General features: G+C 53.5%; 17 protein-coding genes. 15 read left to right on the top strand and 2 right to left on the bottom strand.

What is annotated here, in order from left to right; translation table 11 throughout:
• The first annotated feature begins 6 nt into the window (after nt 1-6).
• The 15 genes from ADH68_RS05110 to xerA all read left to right on the top strand — a co-directional run bounded on the left by ADH68_RS05110 (nt 7) and on the right by xerA (nt 20611).
• On the top strand, nt 7-2274 hold the full coding sequence (locus ADH68_RS05110; RefSeq protein ID WP_068961752.1) for a DUF5689 domain-containing protein: 2268 nt from the start codon (nt 7-9) through the stop codon (nt 2272-2274).
• Nucleotides 2275-2301: 27 nt separating this feature from the next.
• Nucleotides 2302-3210 (top strand): endonuclease/exonuclease/phosphatase family protein, encoded by a 909-nt coding sequence (locus ADH68_RS05105; protein WP_084274146.1) that lies wholly within the window; start codon nt 2302-2304, stop codon nt 3208-3210.
• Nucleotides 3211-3222: 12 nt separating this feature from the next.
• Nucleotides 3223-4140, top strand: coding sequence for an endonuclease/exonuclease/phosphatase family protein (locus ADH68_RS05100; protein ID WP_068961754.1), 918 nt, complete (start codon nt 3223-3225; stop codon nt 4138-4140).
• A gap of 1 nt (nt 4141) precedes the next feature.
• Nucleotides 4142-5047, top strand: coding sequence for an endonuclease/exonuclease/phosphatase family protein (locus ADH68_RS05095; protein ID WP_068961755.1), 906 nt, complete (start codon nt 4142-4144; stop codon nt 5045-5047).
• Nucleotides 5048-5425: 378 nt separating this feature from the next.
• Nucleotides 5426-7255 (top strand): dihydroxy-acid dehydratase, encoded by a 1830-nt coding sequence (gene ilvD / locus ADH68_RS05090; RefSeq protein ID WP_068961756.1) that lies wholly within the window; start codon nt 5426-5428, stop codon nt 7253-7255.
• 51 nt (nt 7256-7306) lie between these two features.
• Nucleotides 7307-9025, top strand: coding sequence for a biosynthetic-type acetolactate synthase large subunit (gene ilvB / locus ADH68_RS05085; RefSeq protein ID WP_198161567.1), 1719 nt, complete (start codon nt 7307-7309; stop codon nt 9023-9025).
• Nucleotides 9025-9576, top strand: a complete 552-nt coding sequence (gene ilvN, locus ADH68_RS05080) for an acetolactate synthase small subunit (protein ID WP_068961758.1) — start codon at nt 9025-9027, stop codon at nt 9574-9576. Before ilvB ends, ilvN begins: the two co-directional genes overlap by 1 nt.
• Nucleotides 9577-9587: 11 nt before the next feature.
• Complete coding sequence (locus tag ADH68_RS05075; protein WP_068961759.1) at nt 9588-10376, top strand: acyl-[acyl-carrier-protein] thioesterase; 789 nt, start codon at nt 9588-9590, stop codon at nt 10374-10376.
• Between the two features lie 61 nt (nt 10377-10437).
• Nucleotides 10438-11481 carry a ketol-acid reductoisomerase gene (ilvC, locus tag ADH68_RS05070; protein WP_068961760.1) on the top strand — a complete coding sequence of 348 codons (1044 nt, stop codon included), beginning with the start codon at nt 10438-10440 and terminating at the stop codon, nt 11479-11481.
• A 429-nt stretch (nt 11482-11910) separates the two neighbouring features.
• Complete coding sequence (locus ADH68_RS05060) at nt 11911-13419, top strand: sensor histidine kinase (RefSeq protein ID WP_068961762.1); 1509 nt, start codon at nt 11911-11913, stop codon at nt 13417-13419.
• 123 nt (nt 13420-13542) lie between these two features.
• Entirely contained in the window at nt 13543-15072 is a 1530-nt protein-coding gene (gltX, locus tag ADH68_RS05055) for a glutamate--tRNA ligase (protein WP_068961763.1), read from the top strand.
• The gene (locus ADH68_RS05050; protein ID WP_068961764.1) at nt 15072-16322 is read left to right on the top strand and encodes a 3-deoxy-D-manno-octulosonic acid transferase; all 1251 of its coding nucleotides are present in this window, start codon (nt 15072-15074) and stop codon (nt 16320-16322) included. The genes gltX and ADH68_RS05050 overlap by 1 nt, the downstream gene beginning before the upstream one ends.
• Before the next feature lie 63 nt (nt 16323-16385).
• Nucleotides 16386-18938 (top strand): glycosyltransferase family protein, encoded by a 2553-nt coding sequence (locus ADH68_RS05045; RefSeq protein ID WP_068961765.1) that lies wholly within the window; start codon nt 16386-16388, stop codon nt 18936-18938.
• A complete protein-coding gene (locus ADH68_RS05040) occupies nt 18913-19650 on the top strand; it encodes a hypothetical protein (RefSeq protein WP_068961766.1) in 738 nt (245 codons plus the stop codon). The genes ADH68_RS05045 and ADH68_RS05040 overlap by 26 nt, the downstream gene beginning before the upstream one ends.
• A 40-nt stretch (nt 19651-19690) precedes the next feature.
• Entirely contained in the window at nt 19691-20611 is a 921-nt protein-coding gene (gene xerA, locus ADH68_RS05035; protein WP_068961767.1) for a site-specific tyrosine recombinase/integron integrase, read from the top strand.
• Nucleotide 20612: 1 nt separating this feature from the next.
• Here the strand turns inward: xerA and porE are convergent, their stop codons facing one another.
• Together porE and ADH68_RS05025 are read right to left on the bottom strand one after the other, a co-directional pair.
• On the bottom strand, nt 20613-22595 hold the full coding sequence (gene porE / locus ADH68_RS05030) for a PorE family type IX secretion system protein (protein WP_068961768.1): 1983 nt from the start codon (nt 22593-22595) through the stop codon (nt 20613-20615).
• Between the two features lie 109 nt (nt 22596-22704).
• Entirely contained in the window at nt 22705-23226 is a 522-nt protein-coding gene (locus tag ADH68_RS05025) for a ferritin (protein ID WP_084274148.1), read from the bottom strand.
• Nucleotides 23227-23245: the final 19 nt, after the last annotated feature.

Genomic DNA, 23245 nt, shown 5'->3' with positions numbered 1-23245 from the left:
TGTATCATGAAATATAATATTCCAGTCATCGGAAAGCTGTTGGTCTGCGCCGCCGTGATGTTTTCATTTACGGCGTGCAACGACGACGCTATCGACGATACCGCTTTGATTGAATTCGGCATCTCGGCCAATACTTTTACCGTAAGTGCCAATGCCGGGCATGTCGACCTCCAGTTGCTTTCCAACCGCAACTGCCGACTCGATTTTATCGAGGATACACCCTGGGCTGAAATCAGTATCAGGGATGTAAACGGCGATGCCAAGTTTTATATCGACTACGACGACAATCCTTCGTTCCCGCGTATTGCCAAGGTTATCGTCTCGGCGCAGGGAACGGCTCTTGCCGATACTATCGTGCTGCGTCAGCGCGGAATGATGACCCCCGAGGTGAAAATTGCTTCAGGGTCTCTGGTGCTCGACGGAAGCCGCCCGGGCTACGGACAGGAGGGGATGGAGACAAATCTCGACTTCGACACCGATGTAATCCCCGAAGTGGTATATACCGGTGGGGAGGGCTCCGGATGGATTGAGAGTGTGACCCGCGACGCCGACGGCAACCTGTCGTTGAAGTATGCAGCCAACCAGTCGGACAATCCTCGCAGTGCCACGCTTAATCTCACATTTGACAACGGCTGGGGCGAGATGCAGGCCACAACCTTGTTCCTTACTCAGAAGAACCGCAACGACGAACTTGGCCGCAACGTGTCGTTCGAGGATATCATCGGGATGGCAAGGATGAGCGCCGACGTCACTATCGACGACTATTATATAATCACCGGCTATGTAGTGAGTAACCGTGAGTCGCGCAATGCCGGCGATAATATCCAGTCTACACCCACAAGCATCGACTATACGATATGCGACCGTACCGTATATCTCGAAAGCGAGGACGGACGATATGGATTCAATGTCCTTACAGCTACTGCCGATGACAATGTGTTCGACCGTTACGACCGCGTACAGCTCTTGCTGAAGGGTGCCGTACTGCATGGCGAGAACGATCCTGACCGTTACGAGCTGTCGGGTATCACTACTTCCATGATTGTCGGACGCACCGCCGGCACTGCCGCCGATATTCCCGTGAAGGAGAAATACATATCCGAGCTTACCGACGACGATATGTACACCTACGTCACGCTGAAGGATTGCGAGTTCCCTGTACGCCAGGGCTCTCTCACTCCGATTCACGACGGATACACCCTTGCCGACAATGCCCACCGTATGACAAAGTATCCGCGTCTGATGCGCGACATACAGGGCTCAAGCATATATCTGTATACCAACACTACATGTCCCTATCGCCGTGACGGCCGTCGCCTCCCTTACGGGTCTGGTAAAATATCGGGCGTGGTTGTTTTCGAATATTTCAAGGCATATGTTTATGGCGACGGATATGATACCGACACGCACGGACGCATAGGCACATACCAGCTGCGCCATCAGTCGTACGACGACATTCAGTTTGATGCGGAACAGAGTTTCTCCAATCTCCTCACCGAGTACCGCTACATCAAGGATAAGGCCAAGGAAACCGACGGACTTACCTACTGGTACCCGACCTATGGCAAAAACGGCCGTTTTACCCATACCTCCACACGTTATGCCGGATGCTATGGATGTACAACATGGAACTATCTCGGATGGACTGGCACTACCAAGGGTATTGCGCCTTTCCGCAACCATGTGGGCGACGACGGCTCCGGTCTCGGTATCATACTTGAGGACGGCACCGACTACAATGCCAACAAGAAAATTTTCAATACCGACGGAAAGGGACAGGGCACCAATACCAACGGCAATGCATGGTGCAACATGTACTGGTGGGAAGAGGCGGCAAATGAAGGCGAGGAGGATACCCCGAATTCATGGCTTGTCGAATTCTCAACGGCAGGAATCTCTACCGACCGTCTGTCGATGCAGATATCAGTGCAGGGCGGACGTGCTCTCGAGCTGGTGGGCCCGATATTTTGGAAAGCCGAATGGTCGACGGAGCGGAATCTTGCCGATGCATCAAAGTGGCAGAAGATAGGCGAGTACCAGGTGCCCGACTTCCCGATATGGAACAATTATCACGAATGGCAGCTCCCTGCCTTCAAGCAGATTGATTTCCCCCTGCCTCTTGAGATGCTCGGACACGAACATGTATATGTCCGACTCACTCCTGTGAGCAAGGCTGCGTCAACATCCTATGGCTGGAATGCCGGCGAGATTACCAATCCTTACTCGGGAGCAGGAAGCGCCATGGACTATTTCGCCATCCGTTACAACAAGTAGTAATAACCATATCTATCAGCCAGAAAAATGAAAATCAGAAATATTATATTGATGGCCGGGATGATGCTGCTCGCCGCCTGCTCCGACGATGACGACAAGCAGGCAGTGGAACAGGTGACCGGGCCGACGGAAGTATGTGTCATATCATGCAATGTCCTTGCCGACAATTCCAACCAGACCGGCGACTTGTCCTGGAAAAAACGCCGCGATGCATTGGTCAGTATGGTTGAGACCGAAAAACCCGATGTGCTGTGCCTGCAGGGTCAGTATTGGAACCAGGTGATATATCTTGAGCAGCAGCTTGCCGGATATGCATCGGTCGACTATAATGTCAACGGCAACGACGCCAACACCGGCCGCCACAATACGGTGATGTATCGTGCCGACAAATATACTCTGTTGCAGCAGGGGCGCTACTGGCTCAGCCAGAAGCCGAATACAATGACGTATCCCTGGGCATCGAAGGATGAGGAACGCCGCTGTACCACATGGGCGTTGCTGAAAGACAACTCCACAAATGCCAGGTTCTATGTGGCATGCACGCAGATGAACGACGGCGACGAGCCTGAGGATATGGCCGCACGCCTAAATAGTGCGGAACTCAATGTGGAGATGATACAGCAGATGGTCATCGACACCGGCGGCGCAACGACTGTCATTCTGGCCGGCGACATGAACGCGTCGAATGATGCCGACGATGCGCGCCGCGACTGCCTTGCTCCATACTATGGATGGATGACCGATGCCCGTACCGTGGGTGGAGATACAAAGCCGAGCTACAACGGGCTCGGCACTCCGGCCGCCGGTGCACGTCTCACGCCCGACCATATATTCCTATACAAGGCTGTTCCGCAGTCGTTCACCACTCTCGACGGAAACTATGGTGTGGCCTACATCTCCGACCACAATCCTATCTCCTGCAAAGTTAAATTCTAAGATAAGAAGATTATGAAACCAATATATCTTTTGCCTCTCTCCATGCTGTTCATCGGCCTGTCGGCCTGCGGCTCCGATGACGATGACAACATGGCGTCATCGGCTGACGTGGCCGGTACACCTATGAAGGTCATGTCCTACAACATCCGTTATTCCAACACCATCGATCTTGGCGAAACCTCGTGGGACTCACGCCGCCAGCCCAGCATCGACATGATTCGCGATGAGAATCCGGATATCATAGGCCTTCAGGAGCCTCGCGCCGACCAGCGCGAGGAACTGGCCGGAGCCCTTGGCGATGTCTATACAATGTACAGCGCTGTCGACAACGGTGTTGCCGACAACCGAACCGGTCATACGGCAATCATGTATCGTACCGACCGTTTTACTGTGCTCGACAAAGGCCATTTCTGGCTGAGCCCCACACCCGATGTGGAGTCGAGGCCTGAATGGGGTGCTACCGACACCCAGTACCGCACTACCATATGGCTTCATCTATATGACAATGTGGCCGGAAAGGAATTTTACTTCTACAATACCCACCTCCCTTATCAGAGTGCCGACAAGGCGGCTCGTACAGAGTGTGTCAAGCTCAATGTGGCGCGTATGAAGGAGAAGGCCGGACGCAGTATTCCCGTATTCATTACCGGCGACATGAATACCTCGGCCGATTCCAGAGACGATCGCTCGGGATGTCTTGAGCCATACTTCGAATGGATGTGGGCCGCGCGCGATGAGGCTGTCAATCTCAATCCGGAGGCTTTCAGTTTCAATGGTTTCGGTGAAGGTTCGCCTACCTATCGATGGAATCTCGACCATATATTCTACCGCAAGGTGACTCCGCTTGAGTTCAAGGTTGTCGATAGTGACAGCTATGGAGTGAAGTACATCTCCGACCATTATCCCATAACCCTGACGTTGAGATATTGATATGAAGACAATCAATATTCTTTTCGGTGCTATTGCCGGCATGGCTTTGTGTTCCATGCCGGCAATAGCTAAGAGCGTGGAGACCGATGGCACGCCGATGAAAGTAATGTCATACAATCTCCGCTACACCAATAAAATCGATACTGCTGAAAATGCATGGGCTGCCCGCAGGCAGCCCAGCATCGACATGATTCGCGATGAGCGCCCCGATATAATCGGATTTCAGGAACCACGCGCCGACCAGCGTGCTGATCTTATAGAGGACCTGGGCGATACCTATGGTTTCTTCAGTGCCGTTGAAAATGGTGCCGACCCCAAGCAGTGCGGGCATGTGGCTATTATGTATCTGAAGGACCGCTTCACTCTGCTCGACAAGGGGCACTTCTGGTTGAGTCCTACTCCCGACGTGCCTTCGCAACCGGAATGGAACGCCACCGACCGCCAGTATCGTGTCACCGTATGGGTGCATCTGTATGATAAAGTGGCCGGCAAGGACCTTTATTTCTACGACACGCATCTGCCCTATAAGTGGGCCGACAATGAAGCCCGTACGGAATGTGTCAGGCTCAATGTGGCCCGGATGAAAGAGAACGCCGGAGACAGTGCGGCGGTATTCATCACCGGCGATATGAACACCTCGTGGCACCCTTCCGACAAACGCCGCGAAGGGCTTGCTCCATACTTTGAGTGGATGAGCGGGGCGCGCGAGTCGGCTCCGGTCAATCTCAACCCCGACACCTACAGTTTCAACGGATTCGGCGGCGGTGTGCCAAAGGATTCATGGAATCTTGACCATATATTTTACCGCAATGTGACTCCATTGGAATTCAATGTCGTGAGCAGTGAAAAGTATGGCGTGAAGTATATTTCCGACCATTATCCGATAACTCTCACTCTTACGTATTGAGTTCTTCTCTCTCCAAATTTTCATCGGTTTAGTGTAGCCGGTTCGACATGATACGTTGTCGAACCGGTTTTCTCTGTTGTTGGAATTAGTGTGAAATCATTGCACAGATTGCGATTTTCTGTGTAATATTTGGTTTTTATGGCATAATGTTATAAATTTGCGCAAAGTAATAGCAAATATATTAGCCTATGACACTGCCACTCATCCTTATCGGTAGCGCCGGCCTCGTGGTCAGCATTGTGATTTCCGTCCTTAGCATATGCGTTGGGGTAAAGTGAGCGTGCAGTTGTCCGACAATGTACATAATCACTAAGCCCCTCCACATCAAGCGGTAGGGGCTTTCGGTTTATTCATGCAGATAATAAAAGACAAAATATAATGACACATCCACTTCGCAGCGACGCCACGACAAAAGGCCGAAGAATGGCCGGTGCCCGGGCTCTCTGGAGAGCGAACGGCATGACGGAGGAACAGATGGGCCGTCCGGTGATAGCCGTTGTAAACTCGTTTACCCAGTTTGTTCCGGGTCATACCCACCTGCATGATGCCGGACAGATTGTAAAGGAAGAGATAGAACGCCTCGGCTGCTTTGCCGCCGAATTCAATACCATAGCCATCGACGACGGAATAGCTATGGGCCACGACGGCATGCTGTATTCGCTCCCGTCGCGCGACCTTATCGCCGACTCTGTGGAGTATATGGTCAATGCCCACAAGGCCGACGCCATGGTATGCATATCCAACTGCGACAAGGTGACACCGGGTATGCTTATGGCGGCAATGCGTCTGAATATCCCGGCGATATTTGTCAGCGGAGGCCCGATGGAGGCCGGCAATCTTGACGGCCGCCCGCTTGACCTTATCGACATAATGATTGACTCGGCCGATTCATCGGTAAGCGATGATACGGTGCGTCTGCTTGAGCAGAAAGGTTGTCCTACCTGCGGCTCATGCTCCGGCATGTTTACAGCCAATTCGATGAATTCACTCAACGAAGCCATCGGCCTTGCTCTTCCCGGCAACGGCACAGTTCTCGCCACACATGCCAACCGCCGCGAGCTCTTCAGGCGTGCTGCCCGTCAGATTGTGAAGAATGCCGAAGCCTACTATTGCCATGGCGATGACTCGGTACTCCCGCGCAACATCGCCACACGCGAGGCGATGCTCAACGCCATGTCGCTTGATATCGCCATGGGCGGCTCTACCAACACTGTGCTCCATCTGCTGGCCATTGCCAACGAGGCTGGAGCCGACTTCACTATCGACGATATCGACCGCTTGTCGCGTGTCACCCCTGTGCTCTGCAAGGTGGCCCCGAATTCGCATTACCATATCCAGGATGTAAACCGTGCCGGAGGAATCCTGTCGATAATGAAGCAGCTTGCTCTCAATGGGCTGCTGCATACCGGCGTGAAGCGTGTCGACGGTCTTACTCTCGAAGAGGCTATCGAGCGCTATTCGCCGGAAGGTACGGCATATACTCCCGAAGCCGATGGCCTGTGGCACAGCGCTCCGGGCGGAGGACGCAATCTTTTGATGGGCTCGCAGAACGCTGTATATCCGTCGCTCGACACCGATCGCGCAGCGGGATGCATACGCGATTTCGACCATGCATATGTAAAAGATGGCGGCCTGGCTGTGCTCCACGGAAACATTGCCATTGACGGATGTGTTGTTAAAACAGCCGGTGTCGACGAGAGCATCTTCCGCTTCAGCGGTCCGGCCAAGGTGTTCCGTTCACAGGAAGAGGCTGTCGACGGCATCCTTCGCGACAAGGTGGTGAGCGGTGATGTCGTTGTCATCACCTATGAGGGCCCTAAAGGAGGCCCCGGCATGCAGGAGATGCTCTATCCTACAAGCTATATCAAGTCGAAGCACCTCGGCAAGGAATGCGCACTGATTACCGACGGGCGCTTCTCAGGCGGTACATCCGGACTGTCAATCGGACATATCTCTCCCGAGGCTGCTGCAGGCGGCAACATCGGCCTTGTGCGCGATGGCGATATAATCGACATTGACATTCCTGCACGTACCATCTCGGTGCGGCTGTCGGATGAGGAGCTTGCCTCCCGACGTGCTGCCGAGGAGGCGCGCGGCAAAGAGGCGTTCACCCCCGCCGGACGCGACCGCTATGTCAGCAAGGCCCTAAGAGCCTACGCGGCGATGGTCACTTCGGCCGACAAGGGTGGTGTGCGGGGCGACATATGACCCCCTGCAGGCCATCTACATATTATTAATAAGGAAACATAACACATATTGATTATGGAAAAGATATCAGGCGGCGATGCGCTGATTCGCTCTCTTATCTGCGAGGGGGTAGATATTGTGTTCGGTTATCCGGGTGGTTCGATTATGCCGGTCTACGACCGTCTCTACGACTACCAGGACAAGCTCAGACACATACTTGTGCGCCACGAGCAGGGGGCCACACACGCCGCACAGGGATATGCCCGCGTGAGCGGACGTACAGGTGTGGTTATCGTCACTTCCGGCCCGGCGGCCACCAACGTCGTCACCGGACTCAGCGACGCGCTTATGGACAGCACTCCTATGGTTGTGATAACCGGACAGGTGGCTACCCCTTTCCTCGGATTTGACGCATTTCAGGAGACCGATGTAGTAGGCATCACACAGCCGATTACAAAATGGAGCTACCAGATACGGCGTGCCGAAGATGTGGCATGGGCTGTGGCTCGCGCATTCTATATCGCCTCTACCGGGCGCCCGGGGCCGGTAGTGCTCGACATCACTAAGGACGCGCAGGTAGGGCTTACCGATTTTCAGTTCAAAAAATGCGACTACATACGTTCATATACGCCATATCCGGCAATTGACATGGACGATGTTGAGCAGGTGGCAGAGATGATTAATTCTGCCCAACGTCCGATGATACTTTCAGGGCATGGCGTGATGATATCCGGAGCAGAGGCCGAGCTTGCCGCTCTTGCCGAAAAGGCCGAGATACCCGTGGCCGCGACTCTGCTGGGACTATCTACAATCCCTTCGGCACATCCGTTGTACAAGGGAATGCTCGGTATGCACGGCAATATCGGACCCAATATCAACACCAACCGGGCCGACCTGATAATCGCCATAGGCATGCGTTTCGACGACCGCATCACCGGCAATGTAAAAGCCTATGCTCCACAGGCCAGAATCGTGCATATCGATATCGATGCATCCGAGTTCGACAAGAACATAGCCACCCACGCCACTATCCACGGCGATGCCAAGGCTGCCCTGCAGGCTCTGTTGCCGTTGGTGAAAGAGAATACCCACAGGCAGTGGCTTGCCGAGTTTGATGAGCCGGCCCGCGTAGAGTATGAGAAGGTGGTTATGCGCGAGGTGCACCCCGCAGAGGGGCGTATGACGATGGGCGAGGTGGTCAACAATGTAAGCAAGGCTACAGGGCATAAGGCTATCGTGGTGACCGATGTGGGCCAGAACCAGATGTTCTCCGCACGTTACTCGCGCTTCACCGAGCCCCGTTCGATTGTCACATCCGGAGGTCTGGGCACTATGGGATTCGGACTCCCGGCAGCCATCGGAGCCAAGATGGGAGCGCCTGAGCGCACTGTCGTGTTCTATACCGGCGACGGCGGTCTGCAGATGACTATACAGGAACTGGGCACGATAATGGAGTATGGCACCGATGTGAAGATTGTGCTTCTCAACAACAACTTCCTCGGCAATGTGCGCCAGTGGCAGTCGTTGTTTTTCAACGATCGCTTCTCGCAGACACCTCTGCTCAATCCCGACTTCGTGATGATTGCCAAAGCCTACGGTATAGCGGCCGAGAGTGTGGCTACACGCGAAGAGCTTCCGGGAGCCATTGAGCGTATGCTTGCCCATGACGGAGCATATCTGCTTGATGTGAATATCGACGAGACCGACATGATTTTCCCCATGACTCCGGCCGGCGCACACGTCGACCACGTGATGATTAACGCCACCGAAACATATCCTACCGACAAATAATGGAACAGCAGCTATTTACCGTTACAGTCTTTACCGAGAATCAGGCCGGACTGCTCAACCAGATCTCTGTGATCTTCTATCGTCGCGGGCTCAACATAGAGAGCCTGTCGGTTAGCCCATCGTCAATCGAAGGGATACATAAATTTACAATTACCTGCCTGAGCAACCGCGCCATGATGGAGCGTGTGGTAAAGCAGATTGAAAAGCGCATCGATGTACTCCGTGCCTTCCTATATACCGACGACGAGATTGTTTACCAGGAAGTGGCGCTCTACAAGGTGCCTACGCTCCAGCTTCTCGATGACACAAGCGTAGAGGATGTGATCCGCCGTCACAGCGCACGCATTCTCGAGATTACGCGTGAGTATGTGATAATCGAGAAGACCGGTCATTCTGAAGAGACCGAGGCTCTGTTCCGAGAGCTTCAGAAATATGACATACGTCAGTTTGTGCGCTCCGGACGCGTTGCCGTCACCAAGTCGGCCCGGGAGTATTTCTCTATGTTTCTCCAGGAACAGGAGATACGCAAATCGCATACGGAGACACTGTAGACTTCTATATCATGAGCATCGAAGAGCAGACTATAAAGGAATATGCGGTGAGCTATCTGCTTACCGCGGCTGAGTGTGGTCCTGAACAGAGGATGACACCGTCTCTGATGGTCAACCGACTTATAGACGTAGCCACCCTGCATGCCAATTATCTCGGTATCGGGTATGCCCGGCTTCAGGCCGACGGACTGGCATGGGTGCTCTCGCGTGTGTCGCTTGAGATGAAGCGTTGGCCATCAGTAGGGGAGGAGTATGCTCTGCGCACATGGGTCGAAGGGTGCAACCGGCTATTTTCCCAGCGCAACATGGAGATTACATCTGTAGAGTCGGGCGAGGTGCTCGGATACGCGCGTACGATATGGATGGCTATCGACATAAAGCGTCGTGTGGCCGGAGAAATACCCTCGCTTGACACTCTGGCGCAAGTGGTGGTCGAGGACCGTCCATGTCCGATAGCGCCGACACCCAGACTCCGGGAGCCAAAGGGCGACGACATGCACGATACGGCCTATACATTCCGCTACACCGACCTCGACTTCAACCGACATGTGAATACCGTGCGATATCTTGAACTGCTTATTGACCAGTGGCCTCTGGCATGGTACGATTCCCACAGCCTTGTGAGGCTCGACATGGCATTTCTGCATGAAGCCCTCTATCCCCAGTCGGTCACAGTGACTACCGCCACTGATGCCGACAATCCTATGCGCTTCACACAGCAGATTACCGGTCCCGACGGTCCGTGTATGCGTGCCGCCTTCACATGGCGTCCCGACGAATATCATCCTGTATGTGACTGAACTGATACATCCCAAATATCGATATATTAGAATAATTACTTAAAATAACCACATAACTATTATGGCAAAAATGAATTTTGGAGGCGTCGAAGAGAACGTCATCATCCGTGAGGAATTCCCTCTGGAAAAAGCTCGTGAGATACTTAAGGACGAGACTATCGCAGTGCTCGGATACGGCGTGCAGGGCCCGGGCCAGAGCATGAACCTGCGCGACAACGGATTTAATGTGATTGTTGGCCAGCGTCAGGGCAAGACCTACGACAAGGCAGTGGCCGACGGCTGGAAACCGGGCGAAACTCTCTTCTCTATCGAGGAAGCCGCCGAACGCGCCACTATCGTGATGTGCCTCCTCTCCGATGCTGCTGTGATGTCGGTATGGCCTACCATCAAGCAGTACCTTACCCCCGGTAAGGCTCTGTACTTCTCCCACGGATTCGCCATCACCTGGAATGACCGTACCGGAGTTGTGCCTCCCAAGGATATAGATGTAATAATGGTAGCTCCAAAAGGCTCCGGCACTTCACTCCGCACCATGTTCCTCGAAGGCCGCGGCCTCAACTCTTCATATGCCATCTATCAGGATGCCACAGGCCGCGCCATGGAGCGCACAATCGCCCTCGGCATCGGCATCGGATCCGGATATCTGTTTGAGACTACTTTCCAGCGTGAGGCTACATCCGACCTTACCGGCGAACGCGGCTCGCTCATGGGAGCTATCCAGGGGCTGCTCCTTGCCCAGTATGAGGTGCTCCGCGAAAACGGTCACACACCCTCCGAGGCGTTCAACGAGACTGTGGAAGAGCTTACCCAGTCGCTAATGCCTCTGTTTGCCGCAAAGGGCATGGACTGGATGTATGCCAATTGCTCCACTACCGCACAGCGCGGCGCGCTCGACTGGATGGGTCCGTTCCACGATGCCATCAAGCCTGTTGTGCAAAAGCTATACGACAGTGTGAAGTCAGGCAACGAAGCCCAGATTTCCATCGACTCCAACTCCAAGCCCGACTATCGCGTAAAACTTGAGGCCGAACTGAAGGCACTCCGCGAGTCGGAGATGTGGCAGACAGCTGTGACCGTGCGCCGTCTGCGTCCGGAAAATGACTGATACATAGCCTCATGGGTTATGAAGTCGATTTGACTTCATCATCAGCATAGAGCCGCATTGTCGCGGCGCCGCCTACGGCATATTAATGTCGGAGGTGACGCCGGCAGTGCGGCTCGGTGTATATTGGCGTGATGACCCTAAGTGTTATTATATATTAATTGCTGTTAATATTTTTGTAGCGATTCTGAAATATTGCTACCTTGCAGAGAAATTGGTGAATAAAAAGAGCGTTGGAAAGTTGTCTTTTTTCCTTCGATTTATACCATAATGAATTCCGGCCATGATTATTACTGACACAGAAGGAATATCCCGGCATATGAAACGCTACAGGCGTATTATCCCATACCTGGGGCGGGGCATCCGTAACAACGCTTGTTTCGGTGTGATATTAAAATATAAATCAGTGCGTTATATACTTAGTTACTTGTTATGAACAGACTTTTGACATTCTTGCTCGTCGCTGCCGTGTCGGTAGTGTCAAATATTGCTGTCGCGCAATCACGAGGAGCGGATTATAAGAAGCAGGCCCAGTCTTTTTTTGCAGATAAGGAGTATACAAAGGCCCGTTATTATTTCCTGCAGGCCTATAACTCTTTCTATGCTAAAAAGGATATGCCCGATGCCGTGGAATGCGGAGTAAAAGCCAGTGCGCTTTATCATCGTGAGAATTATTATAAGGAAGCGTTCGATTTGTTGCGCAAAGTGGAGACATCCTTATCGGAAGAGGAAATCGCTTCGGGAAAACAGTTGCCGGCACTGCACTATACTATCGGACGCGAGCGCCTGCAGATGTATATGAAACTAAAGAATGCCGCCCGCTCCAAAGAACTCCTGTCCGGGCTTGAACAGCTTGTCAAGGCTTCCGGCAACGACTCGATAGCTAACGATGCACTTTATGCCCAGGCGATATATTACTATACTTTCGGTATGCCACAGCAGGGCGACGCCGCAATCAACCGCCTCATCGGGCAGTATAAGTCGGCAAAGGATTATGATGGTGTGAGCGATTGCTACCGCACTCTGATAGATATGGCTGTGAAGGGCAACAATGCGCGCCTTGCATCCAGAGTCTATGATAAGCTACTGGTATGGAACGACTCGGTGCGTACGCTTGTTGCAGCTGATGAACTGGCGGCCCTGCAAAAAAAATACGATGACAGTCTGGCTGTAATAGACGATAAGGATGGCACAATCAGCGCCAAGCAATACATAATCATAAGCCTGTGTGTGCTTGCCGCAATTCTTGCCGGTGTTCTCGTACTTGGAGGTATTGTGCTGATGCGGTATATAATGCTTACGCGCCGGCAGAAACACACGATAGAGATTGCCAATGAACACAACCGTCTGAAAAATGAGTTTATCGCCAATATCTCCGCGCAACTGCGCCCTACGATAGGTCTCCTCGACCAATCGCAGAAACCGGTAGTCGCGATTAATGCCTTTCTGGATGATATCAGCGAACTGTCCGAGCTGGAGAATACTCTCGACCGTGCATATGATGTAGAGGACTGCAATACTCAGGCTCTCTGTCAGAATATAATGGATGGAATCCGGAGCAAGGTAAAGGAGGGTGTTACTCTTGCTGTCGACGCTCCGAAGGTCAGTGTTGCTCTTGCAGTGGAGCCGTTGAGTCAGGTACTTGCCCATCTGCTTCAAAATGCTGCCATATATACCCCCGATGGTGGACGCATATCCCTGGAGATGAAAAAGCGCGGTGCTAAGCTCTATCAGTTTATAGTCACCGACAGCGGGCCCGGAATTGCCGAGGAGAACGCCGAAAGTATTTTCAAACCATTCACTGAAATACGCGACCTTACAGAAGGCGACGCGCTCGGATTGCCAATATGCTCGCTCAAACTCGCCAAGATGAACGGTACAATAACCCTTGACGGCAGCTATAAGCGCGGTGCCCGCTTTGTAGTGGAGATTCGCGTGTGATTCGCATGCGTGAGACCCACCCGGCTCAGACGTAAACATTGACAATTGGAATTTAAAGCTCTTATAAATCTCTGTTTGCGAAAAATTGTTTAAATTTGCGGCAAATTACATATCTGTACCCTTATGGATCGTAAAGTTAGAGTAAGATTTGCCCCGTCACCTACCGGGCCCCTGCATATCGGCGGCGTTCGTACCGCACTATACAATTATCTGTTTGCCCGCCAGAACGGTGGCGATATGATACTTCGCATCGAGGACACCGACTCAAACCGTTTTGTCCCCGGTGCCGAAGATTACATTAACGAGGCTCTCGCATGGCTTGGTATCGGCATCGATGAAGGCGTGCGCGAAGGCGGTGCCTACGGTCCATACAAGCAGAGCGAGCGTCGCGACATATATCGTGAGCATGTCGGCCGCCTGCTCGACCGCGGAAAGGCATACATCGCTTTCGACACTCCGGCCGAGCTGGAGGAAAAGCGCAAGTCGGTGCCCAACTTCCAGTATGACGCCACTACCCGCGGCTCGATGCGCAATTCCCTTACGATGAAGGGTGGCGAGGTCGACCGACTTATATCCGAAGGTCATCCCTATGTAGTGCGCTTCAAGGTAGAACCCGGACGCGACGTAGTGGTCAACGACCTGCTCCGCGGCAAGGTTACAATCAACTCATCGGTACTTGACGACAAGGTGCTCTATAAGAGCGCCGACGATCTGCCTACATATCATCTTGCCAATATCGTAGATGACCATCTCATGGAGGTGACCCACGTAATCCGTGGCGAAGAGTGGCTCCCATCGGCTCCCCTCCACGTGCTCCTTTACGAGGCGTTCGGATGGGCCGATACCGCACCTGCGTTCGTGCATCTGCCGTTGCTTCTGAAGCCTGACGGAAAAGGCAAGCTCAGCAAGCGCGACGGCGACCGTCTGGGCTTCCCTGTATTCCCACTCGAATGGCATCCGGAAGGTGGCGAGGTATGCTCCGGTTACCGCGAGTCGGGCTATCTGCCCGAGGCCGTAGTCAACTTCCTCGCCCTTCTTGGCTGGAATCCCGGCGACGACTCCGAGCTTATGACTATGGACGAGCTCATTAAACGCTTCGACCTTGCCCACTGCTCACGCTCCGGCGCACGCTTCGATTTCGAGAAGGGAAAATGGTTTAACCATGAATATCTTCTAAAGAAAACCGACGAAGAGCTTGCCCGTCTGTTCAAGCCCGTGCTGCGCGAGCATGGTGTAAACCCCGACGACTTTACCGACGAATACATAGCGCGTGCCGTAGGTATGGTAAAGAGCCGTATCTATTTTGTGCGCGACCTTTGGGATCAGGCACGTTTCTTCTTTGTCGCTCCCTCGGAGTATGCTCCCAAGGATGTGAAGAAACGCTGGAATGCCGACACTCCACGTATCATGGAGGAACTGACCGAAGTAATACGCGGTATTGACGACTTTTCATCGGCGGCAGCCGAAAAGGTGGTACTCGACTGGATTGCGTCGAAAGGCTATCATCTCGGCAATGTGATGAACGCTTTCCGACTCACTGTGGTCGGAGAGTGCAAGGGTCCCCACATGTTCGATATCACCGAACTTATGGGTAAGGAAGAAACAATCAACCGTATAAACCGCGGACGCCGGGCCATCACACTCCCAGAGTAATGAATCTCCTCTACAATGCCGGCATAAGCCTGTATGGTCTTGGTATGCGTATCGCCGCACTTCGCAGCGATAAGGTGCGCCGTCTTCTAAAAGGGCAGCGCGAAGCGTTGCCGTATCTTCGGCACACTATTGACAGCGACCATGGCTATATATGGATTCACGCCGCTTCGTTGGGAGAGTTTGAGCAGGGGCGTCCTTTCGTAGAGATGGTGCGCCGCCTTCATCCGCAGGCTAAGATTCTACTTACATTCTTCTCTCCGTCGGGTTATGAGGTTAGATGCAATTTCCCTCTTGTCGATGCCGTAAGTTATCTTCCTCTTGACTCTCCTCATAATGTAAAAGCGTTCCTCGACGCAGTAAAGCCGCGCATGGCCTTGTTTATCAAGTATGAGTTCTGGGGCAATTATCTCCAGGAACTGCGCCGTCGCGGCATACCCACATATATCATCTCCTCGATATTCCGCAAGTCGCAGATTTTCTTCAAGCCGTGGGGTGGCATGTTCCGCTCGATGCTTCGGTGCTACACCCATATTTTTGTACAGGACGACAACTCGATGCGTCTCCTGTCCGACATAGGTGTATATAATGTGTCTGTGGCCGGTGACACACGCTTCGACCGAGTTACCGACATCATGCGCGAGCGTCCCGATGTGCCTCAGGCCGAGGCCATATCGGAGGACAGTCCGTGCCTGACAATCGTGGCCGGAAGCACATGGCCGCCCGATGAAGAGCTGCTGCTCCCTTATGTCAATTCCCATCCGGAAGTCAGGCTGATAATCGCGCCCCACGAGGTACGCACCGACCGTATCGAGGATATTGTCTCTAAACTCAACCGTCCCGTCGTGTGTCTGTCAAAGGCCACGCCCGAGCAGGCGGCAAAAGCCGACTGCCTGATTGTCGACTGCTATGGAAAACTGTCAGGCGTATATCGGTACGGCGATATCGCCTATATCGGAGGCGGATTCGCCGCGGGTATACATAATATCAACGAGGCCGCGGTCTACGATATGCCTGTGCTTTTCGGCCCCCATTACCGAAAATTCAAGGAGGCGTCCGACATGATTGAGTGTGGTGGGGCCTTCACTTTCAGCGACAAAGCCGGCTTTATCAGTGCCATCGACCCGCTTGTATCAGATTCAGAATATCTGCACGAGGCCGGACGTGCCGCCGGACATTATATCCGCGAGCATCTCGGCGCCACTCAGCGTGTATATACAGCCCTCTCTTCCATCATTGAGTCAATCAATTAATTCGCTTATGTAAGGGTGCGGATAATAGCTGTGCTCCTGCATAATTACTTATAAATATTGGTCATGGCCATTTCCGTTAATAAATCATCGATAGGTCAGCGATTCGGAGAGTTCCTGACTTCGCGTACTTTTATTGGTTTCATCGTGTCGGTCGTCATACTGGCTGCAATCTCGCTGGCATTTTTCTGGCCGGATGCGCTGCAGGGCGGCGAATTGCGTCAGCACGACACATTGCAGGGTGTGGCCATAAGCCGTGAAGTGGAGACATGGCGCGCCGAGACCGGCGATACACCACGATGGACCAACGCTCTGTTCTCCGGCATGCCTACATTCCAGATTTCACCCGACTATGCGGCCGCCAAGGTGATATCGGCAGTGCGCACGGCCTATGGGCTGTGGTTGCCCTCTCCGGTCAATCTGCTGTTTATAATGATGATGGGATTCTTTATCCTGCTGCTGGCCATGAGGGTACGATGGTATTTTGCGCTGATTGGCGCTATTGCCTACGGCATGTCATCCTATTTCATAATCATCATAGGCGCCGGACACATATGGAAGTTCTATACACTCGCCTATATACCGCCCACCATAGCCGGGATGGTGCTTGCCTACCGCGGACGCTATCTCGCGGGCGGTGCACTGGCGGCTCTGTTCGCCATGTTCCAGATTGCGGGCAACCACGTGCAGATGTCCTATTATTTCATGATTGTGGTTGTCGGCTTTGTTATTGCCTATGGAGTGATGCTGTTCCGCAGCCATAATATGCGACGTTGGGTCAAGGCCACATGTGTGCTCGCTGTATCGGCTGTGCTGGCTGTGCTGGCCAACTGTCCTAATCTCTATCATACTTATGAATATTCCAAGGAGTCGATGCGCGGGCGCCATAGTGAACTTACCTCGGCCGACGGCGCCAAGGGTGGAGGCCTCGACAAGGACTATATCACTGCATGGAGCTATGGTAAGAGCGAGACATTCTCTCTGCTCATACCTAACGTAAAGGGTGGAGCCACAATAAAGCCGGAAGCCGGAAGCAATAAGTTTTTATCGCTGTATGATGTGCCTGAAGCCGGCAAACTGACTGCTTCGGGACAGCTTCCGGGCGAGATTGCACCGTATCTGGGGCAGTTGCCGCAATATTTCGGCGACCAGCCGATGACCAACGGCCCCGTATATGTAGGCGCGCTGCTTGTGGCTCTTTTCCTGTTGGGATGTGTAATCGTCAAGGGCCCGATGAAATGGATGCTGTTGGCATGCACTCTCATATCGGTGGCGCTGGCCTGGGGGCACAACATGATGTGGCTTACCGATATCATGATTGACCATTTCCCGATGTACAACAAGTTCCGTACGGTAGCGAGCATCCTGGTAGTGGCTGAGTTTACCATCCCGCTGCTGGCCATACTCGCCCTCAAGGAGATAGCCGCCAACCGCGACGAGTGGAAAGCATGCTATCAGAAGCCGTTCTTTATCACGTTCGGCATCTGCGCCGTGTTATGTTTGGCCGGAATGTTCGCGCCTGAACTCTTCGGCAGTTTCCTGAGCGAACAGGAGGCCGCGGCTTATGGCGGATATCTGATGGAAGCTCCGTACGCCACGCTTTTTGCAGCTGTACAGAAGATACGTATGTCAATGATTTCAGCCGACAGTTTACGCAGTCTGGCGTTTATTGTGGCCGGTGCGGTAGCGCTTTGGCTTTACGGCAACCGTAAGATTAACGTAAGGGTATTTGCGGCACTGCTTGTTGTGATAGTCACTGTCGATATGTTCAACGTCAACAAGCGCTATCTCGATTCGGCAAGTTTCGTTCCCCGTCAGCTTGCACAGGGTAATCCGTTCCCTCTTACCGGTGCTGACCGTAAGATTCTTGCGGATACTGCCATGAACTACAGGGTGATGGATATCCCGCGCTTCAACGAGGCCGCTCCGTCATACCATCATAAGACAATAGGCGGATACCATGCTGCCAAACTCACCCGCTATCAGGATATGATAGAGCGTCATCTCGGAAAGTTCCTTTCAGGACAGCCTTCGGAAGCCAACATGAATGTACTCAATATGCTCAATGCCAAATATGTGGTTGTAGGTGAGAATGAGGTGGTGGAGAATCCGGGAGCGCTCGGCAATGCCTGGCTTGTCGACCGGATTGTGTATGTTGACAACGCCGATGCCGAGATGGCCGCTCTCGATAGCCTCAATCCGGCTGTTACGGCAGTGAGCGACAGCCGTTTCCGCGATGTGCTCGGCACTTCTGTGCCTGCAAAGATGGCCGGCGACACTATTTATGAGACATCCTATGCCCCCGACCGTCTCACCTACAGGGTGAAGAGCGCCAACGGAGGTCTGGCCGTATTCTCCGAGGTGTATTTCCCCTGGGGATGGGAGGTTACGGTTGATGGTGCCGATGTGCCGCTTGGACGTGTCGATTATCTGTTGCGTGCTGTGCGTGTACCTGCCGGAACCCACGATGTCGTAATGACATACCGTCCTGAGTCGGTAAGAACCACCGGTGTTGTCTCGATGGCTTCGGTAATAGTAATCTACATAGCAGCTCTCGCGGCTCTTCTGTTCGCTATATTTACGCTCCCCGCCCGTGGTAAAGATAAAGAAGAGGTTTAAACTGTATCTTACCGCCGTCAACCGTTACAAGCGGAGCAAAGGGTTCGGCATACACTCCCCGTTTGCCTTCATGTTTGTGCTCAGGGTGTTGCGCGAGCAGTCGGCATATTACGCATATTCCGATATTCAGGAACGGCGCACTATTGCGGCGTCGCTTGCCCATAAGGTTGAGGGTAGGCGTCCTAAGCTGATATCGATGAAGTCGGCAAGGATGCTTTTCCGCATAGCCTGTTATTTCCATCCTGAGGTTATGATGCAGATAGGTACCTCTTATGGGGTATCGACTACGGCATTGCTCGATGTGTCGTCGTCATCGCGGATGTTGATATACAAGGGCACTGACGCGCACGATGTGGTGTATGATGAAGTGACCCGCAGATACTCCGGGCGTATCGAGGTGTGCCGCTCGATTGATTCCGCTATCGACAGGTACAGTGCGGAATGCCGTGCCGCGGAAACTCCTTCCTTTATACTTGTAAACTCTATCGACGATGGGAATGACGCTGCAATGTGTGCCGATGCGTTGGTCGATGCTCTTGCCCAAGGCGGTACTGTGATTCTACGCAATCTTATGAGGTCGCAGGCCATGGCTTCGCTGCTGGCCGACGTTGAAGCACGCATTTCCCATGGTATGACCTTCACCAATAGCCGGGTCGCAGTGATTGTAGGGCTGCGCCATCTGCCGCGTCAGCGCTTCAGCCTGTGGTTCTAAAGGTGGCATTTTGTTATACTCTTTAATGTCTGTCTACTGTATGCGCACTCTTCCGGAATGGGACAAACTTCTTGAGGATTACTACACGTATCTGATGCTTGAAAAGGGGCTGAGCGAGAACTCGTGTGCCGCTTACTCGACCGACGTGCGCAAGCTCGCAGCATATCTCAGTGATGAGAACACATCGGTCGCGGATGTCTCCCTTGACCAACTTCAGGAGTTTGTGGCCGGACTTCATGACCTTGGTATTGCCGGTAGCACACAGGCGCGTATCATATGCGGGATACGCTCTTTCTTCGAATATCTGCACATGGAGGGATATATGGATGCAAACCCCGCATTGCTGCTTGAGACCAACAGGCATGTGCGCAAGCTGCCCGAGGTGCTGACTGTCGAGGAGATTGACGCCATGATCGGGTGTATCGATATGGGGAGCCGGGAGGGACAGCGCAACCGTGCGATTATGGAGACCCTCTACGGATGCGGTCTGCGAGTCACCGAGCTTGTGGAGCTGCAGTTGTCGTCGGTATTTCTCGACGACGGATATGTAAGGGTACGCGGCAAGGGGAGCAAGGAACGTATCGTGCCTATATCGCCGGCGGCAATAGAGGAGATACGCGATTATCTGCCTGAGCGTGCGGCCATAGATATAAAGCCCCGCGAGGAGCAATATCTGTTTCTGAGCCGCCGCGGCACACATCTCACGCGGGTCATGATATTCTATATAATAAAGAAACTGGCATCGCTGGCGGGGATAACACGTTCGATCAGTCCGCATACCCTGCGGCATTCGTTTGCCACACATCTGCTTGAGGGCGGCGCCAACCTCCGTGCCATACAGCAGATGCTCGGTCATGAGTCAATCGGCACGACAGAGATATATCTGCATCTCGACCGCACGGAATTGCGCCGTGAGATACTATGTCACCATCCTCGCAACATACGCCGTAATCAGGCCTGATTCAGTACATGTGGTAGTCGATTGACAGCACCTGGAATTCAGTGCGACGGTTGATCTGGTCGGCCACTTCCTGGCCTTCCTCTGGGAGTGAGAGTATAAATTCTTCGTTGAGCACATCGCCCTCCTTGAACTGGGGATACCTGCGCGCGAGCCGTTTTGTGATTGTCTTCGGACGTGATTTCCCGTAACCCTGCGGCGACAGGCGTTCGGGGCGTATGCCTGCGGCGACAAGATAGTCGATTACCGATTGGGCGCGACGTTGCGACAGCTTTTGGTTGTACTCTTCCGAGCCCCAGCGGTCGGTATGCGATGCCATTTCTATGGTCACGTTGGGGTTGTCGCGGAGCACCTGCACGATGGAGTCGAGCGCGGTCTTAGATTCGGGGCGCAGGGTGGCCTTGTCGAAGTCGTAGAATATGTTGTCGACGACATTGGGCTTGTTGATGGAGGCGAGTATGAAGTCTACACCATATTCGGCATCGACTTCGGCCGTGTCGGCCCGGAATTCCTGTTTTGCGTTGAGATACCCCTTGGCTCCGGCGAGCATCACATAGCGCACGCCTCTCTGCAGGGGGAATGAGAAGCTGCCGTCGGCCTTCCCGGCTGCTTTCTGGTTGGAGCCGTCGTCGCCTACGATTCGTATCACCGAGTTGGGCACAGGCTCTTCATCTTTGTCAAGGACCATACCTGATATGGTTATCTTAAGGTCGGGTAGTACGAATGAGTACAGATGGTCGTATCCTCGTCCGTCACCTCGGTTGCTGCTGAAGTATCCGCTCTCGCCTTCGCCGAAGGTAATGCCGAAGTCGTCGGATGCGGAGTTGACGGGATAGCCCATATTGGTGATGTTCCATCCGCCCGACGGTGTCTGCTCGGCACGAAAGAGGTCGAGACCGCCGAGTCCGGCATGGCCGTCAGAGGCAAAGTATAGCAGACTGTCGGCGCGCATATAGGGGAAACACTCATCGCCCGGGGTGTTGATGAATTCGCCGAGATTTTCAAGGGTGCCGGCGCGTTCTTTGAGATTGATGCGCCATAGGTCGAGGCCGCCCATGCCTCCCGGCATGTCGGAGGCGAATATGAGCCAGTTGCCGTCGGGCGACACGGCAGGATGGCCGTAGCTGGAGAGTGTGTCAGCTGTAATCTCAAATTTTACCGGGGCACTCCATTTGGCATCGCCGCGCTGAGAGGTGAATATCTCTACGCCGGTATGGGCGTTGGGCTCGCGGCGCGCGCGCGTCAGGTACATTGTGGAGCCATCGGGCGAGAATGATATTATCCCTTCGTCGTGCTCGGTATTGAGCTCCCCTTCCACAGCCTCGGGGCGTTGCCACTGTCCCTGCTCGTTTTTTCGGGCTACCCATATGTCCCCCTTTTTCATTCCGGTAATTTCGCTGCGGTTGGAGCCGGTCACCTTCTCGTTGGTCGTGGTGAAGTAGAGCACGTCGTGGTCATCGCCGGCAAACATCGGTGAGAAGTCGGCACGGCGTGAGTTGAAGAGTTTGGCCTGCTTCACCACATATCGGGTGGGGGAGGCTTTCGCTCCCATCCCTTTGCGGCATCCGGCTATGCCGGTCTCGGCAACGGCGGCGTCCCGCGGCTCTGTGGCCAGATAGTCCTGATAGGCGTTGATGGCGTCGCGGTAGCGCCCCTCCGACTGTAGCGACTGTGCGAGGTAAAGATGTGTCAGTGAGTCGGGGTAGGAGTAGCGCAGTGCGTTCTGGAACGCTGCAGAGGCGCGGGCGCTCATGTTGAGCTTGCGGTAGCAAAGGCCCATTTTGTAGGCGACTTCACCGCGCAGAGGGCGCTCCTCGCGTTTCTTGAGCTTGTTGTAGACTCCGCGGTATGTGCGCGACGCGTCGTAGTATTCGCCGCGTTCCATCTGCTCGTCGGCAACGGCGAGCTTGGCACCCCCGCAGCTCCACAGCATCAGTGCGCAGAGTATGGCCGCGGTATATCGCATGTATATGCTGTTATGTCTCATACTATTATTAACGCGCGGGCGTCGGGTATATTATGTCGGCGCGGCCTCATACTGCCCCGTTGCATAGGGGAGTGTGAGGCCGCGCATGGTGGATTATTTGCCGTAGAGATTATTCTGCCGATGCCAAAGGCGATGGAGTGTTATAGGTGCGGGTGGCGAGCTCCTTGTCGAGCATGTACATGCCGTATTTGTTGTCCTCTACTGCCTCTGTGGCCTGGATAAGGTTGCGGGCAGTCTCCTCCTCTTCAATCTGCTCGTCGATAAACCATACCAGACGGTTGACCGATGCGAAGTCGTTGTCGGCCTTGGCTATCGCGGCGAGATTGTTGATCATGGCTGTAACCTTGCGCTCATGTTCGAGGGTCTGGCGGAACATGTCGATTACTCCGGGCCATGATGCGGGCACTTCGGCGATGGGCTTGAGCACCACCTTTACGTCGCGCGAGTTGAGATAGTTCATGAAGATGCGGGCGTGGTCCTGCTCTTCCTTAAACTGGATGAAGAACCAGTTGGCGACACCGTTGTGGCCTTTTGACTCGGCATCCATCGACATTGCCAGATATAGGTAGGCCGACCATAGTTCGGCATTGATTTGCTCGTTTATTGCGTCCTGTAATTTTTGGCTAAGCATAGTTGATGTAATTAAGATG

It is taken from the genome of Muribaculum intestinale (assembly GCF_002201515.1).
Lineage (GTDB): Bacteria > Bacteroidota > Bacteroidia > Bacteroidales > Muribaculaceae > Muribaculum > Muribaculum intestinale.
This window is presented reverse-complemented; position numbering and strand designations above follow the sequence as displayed.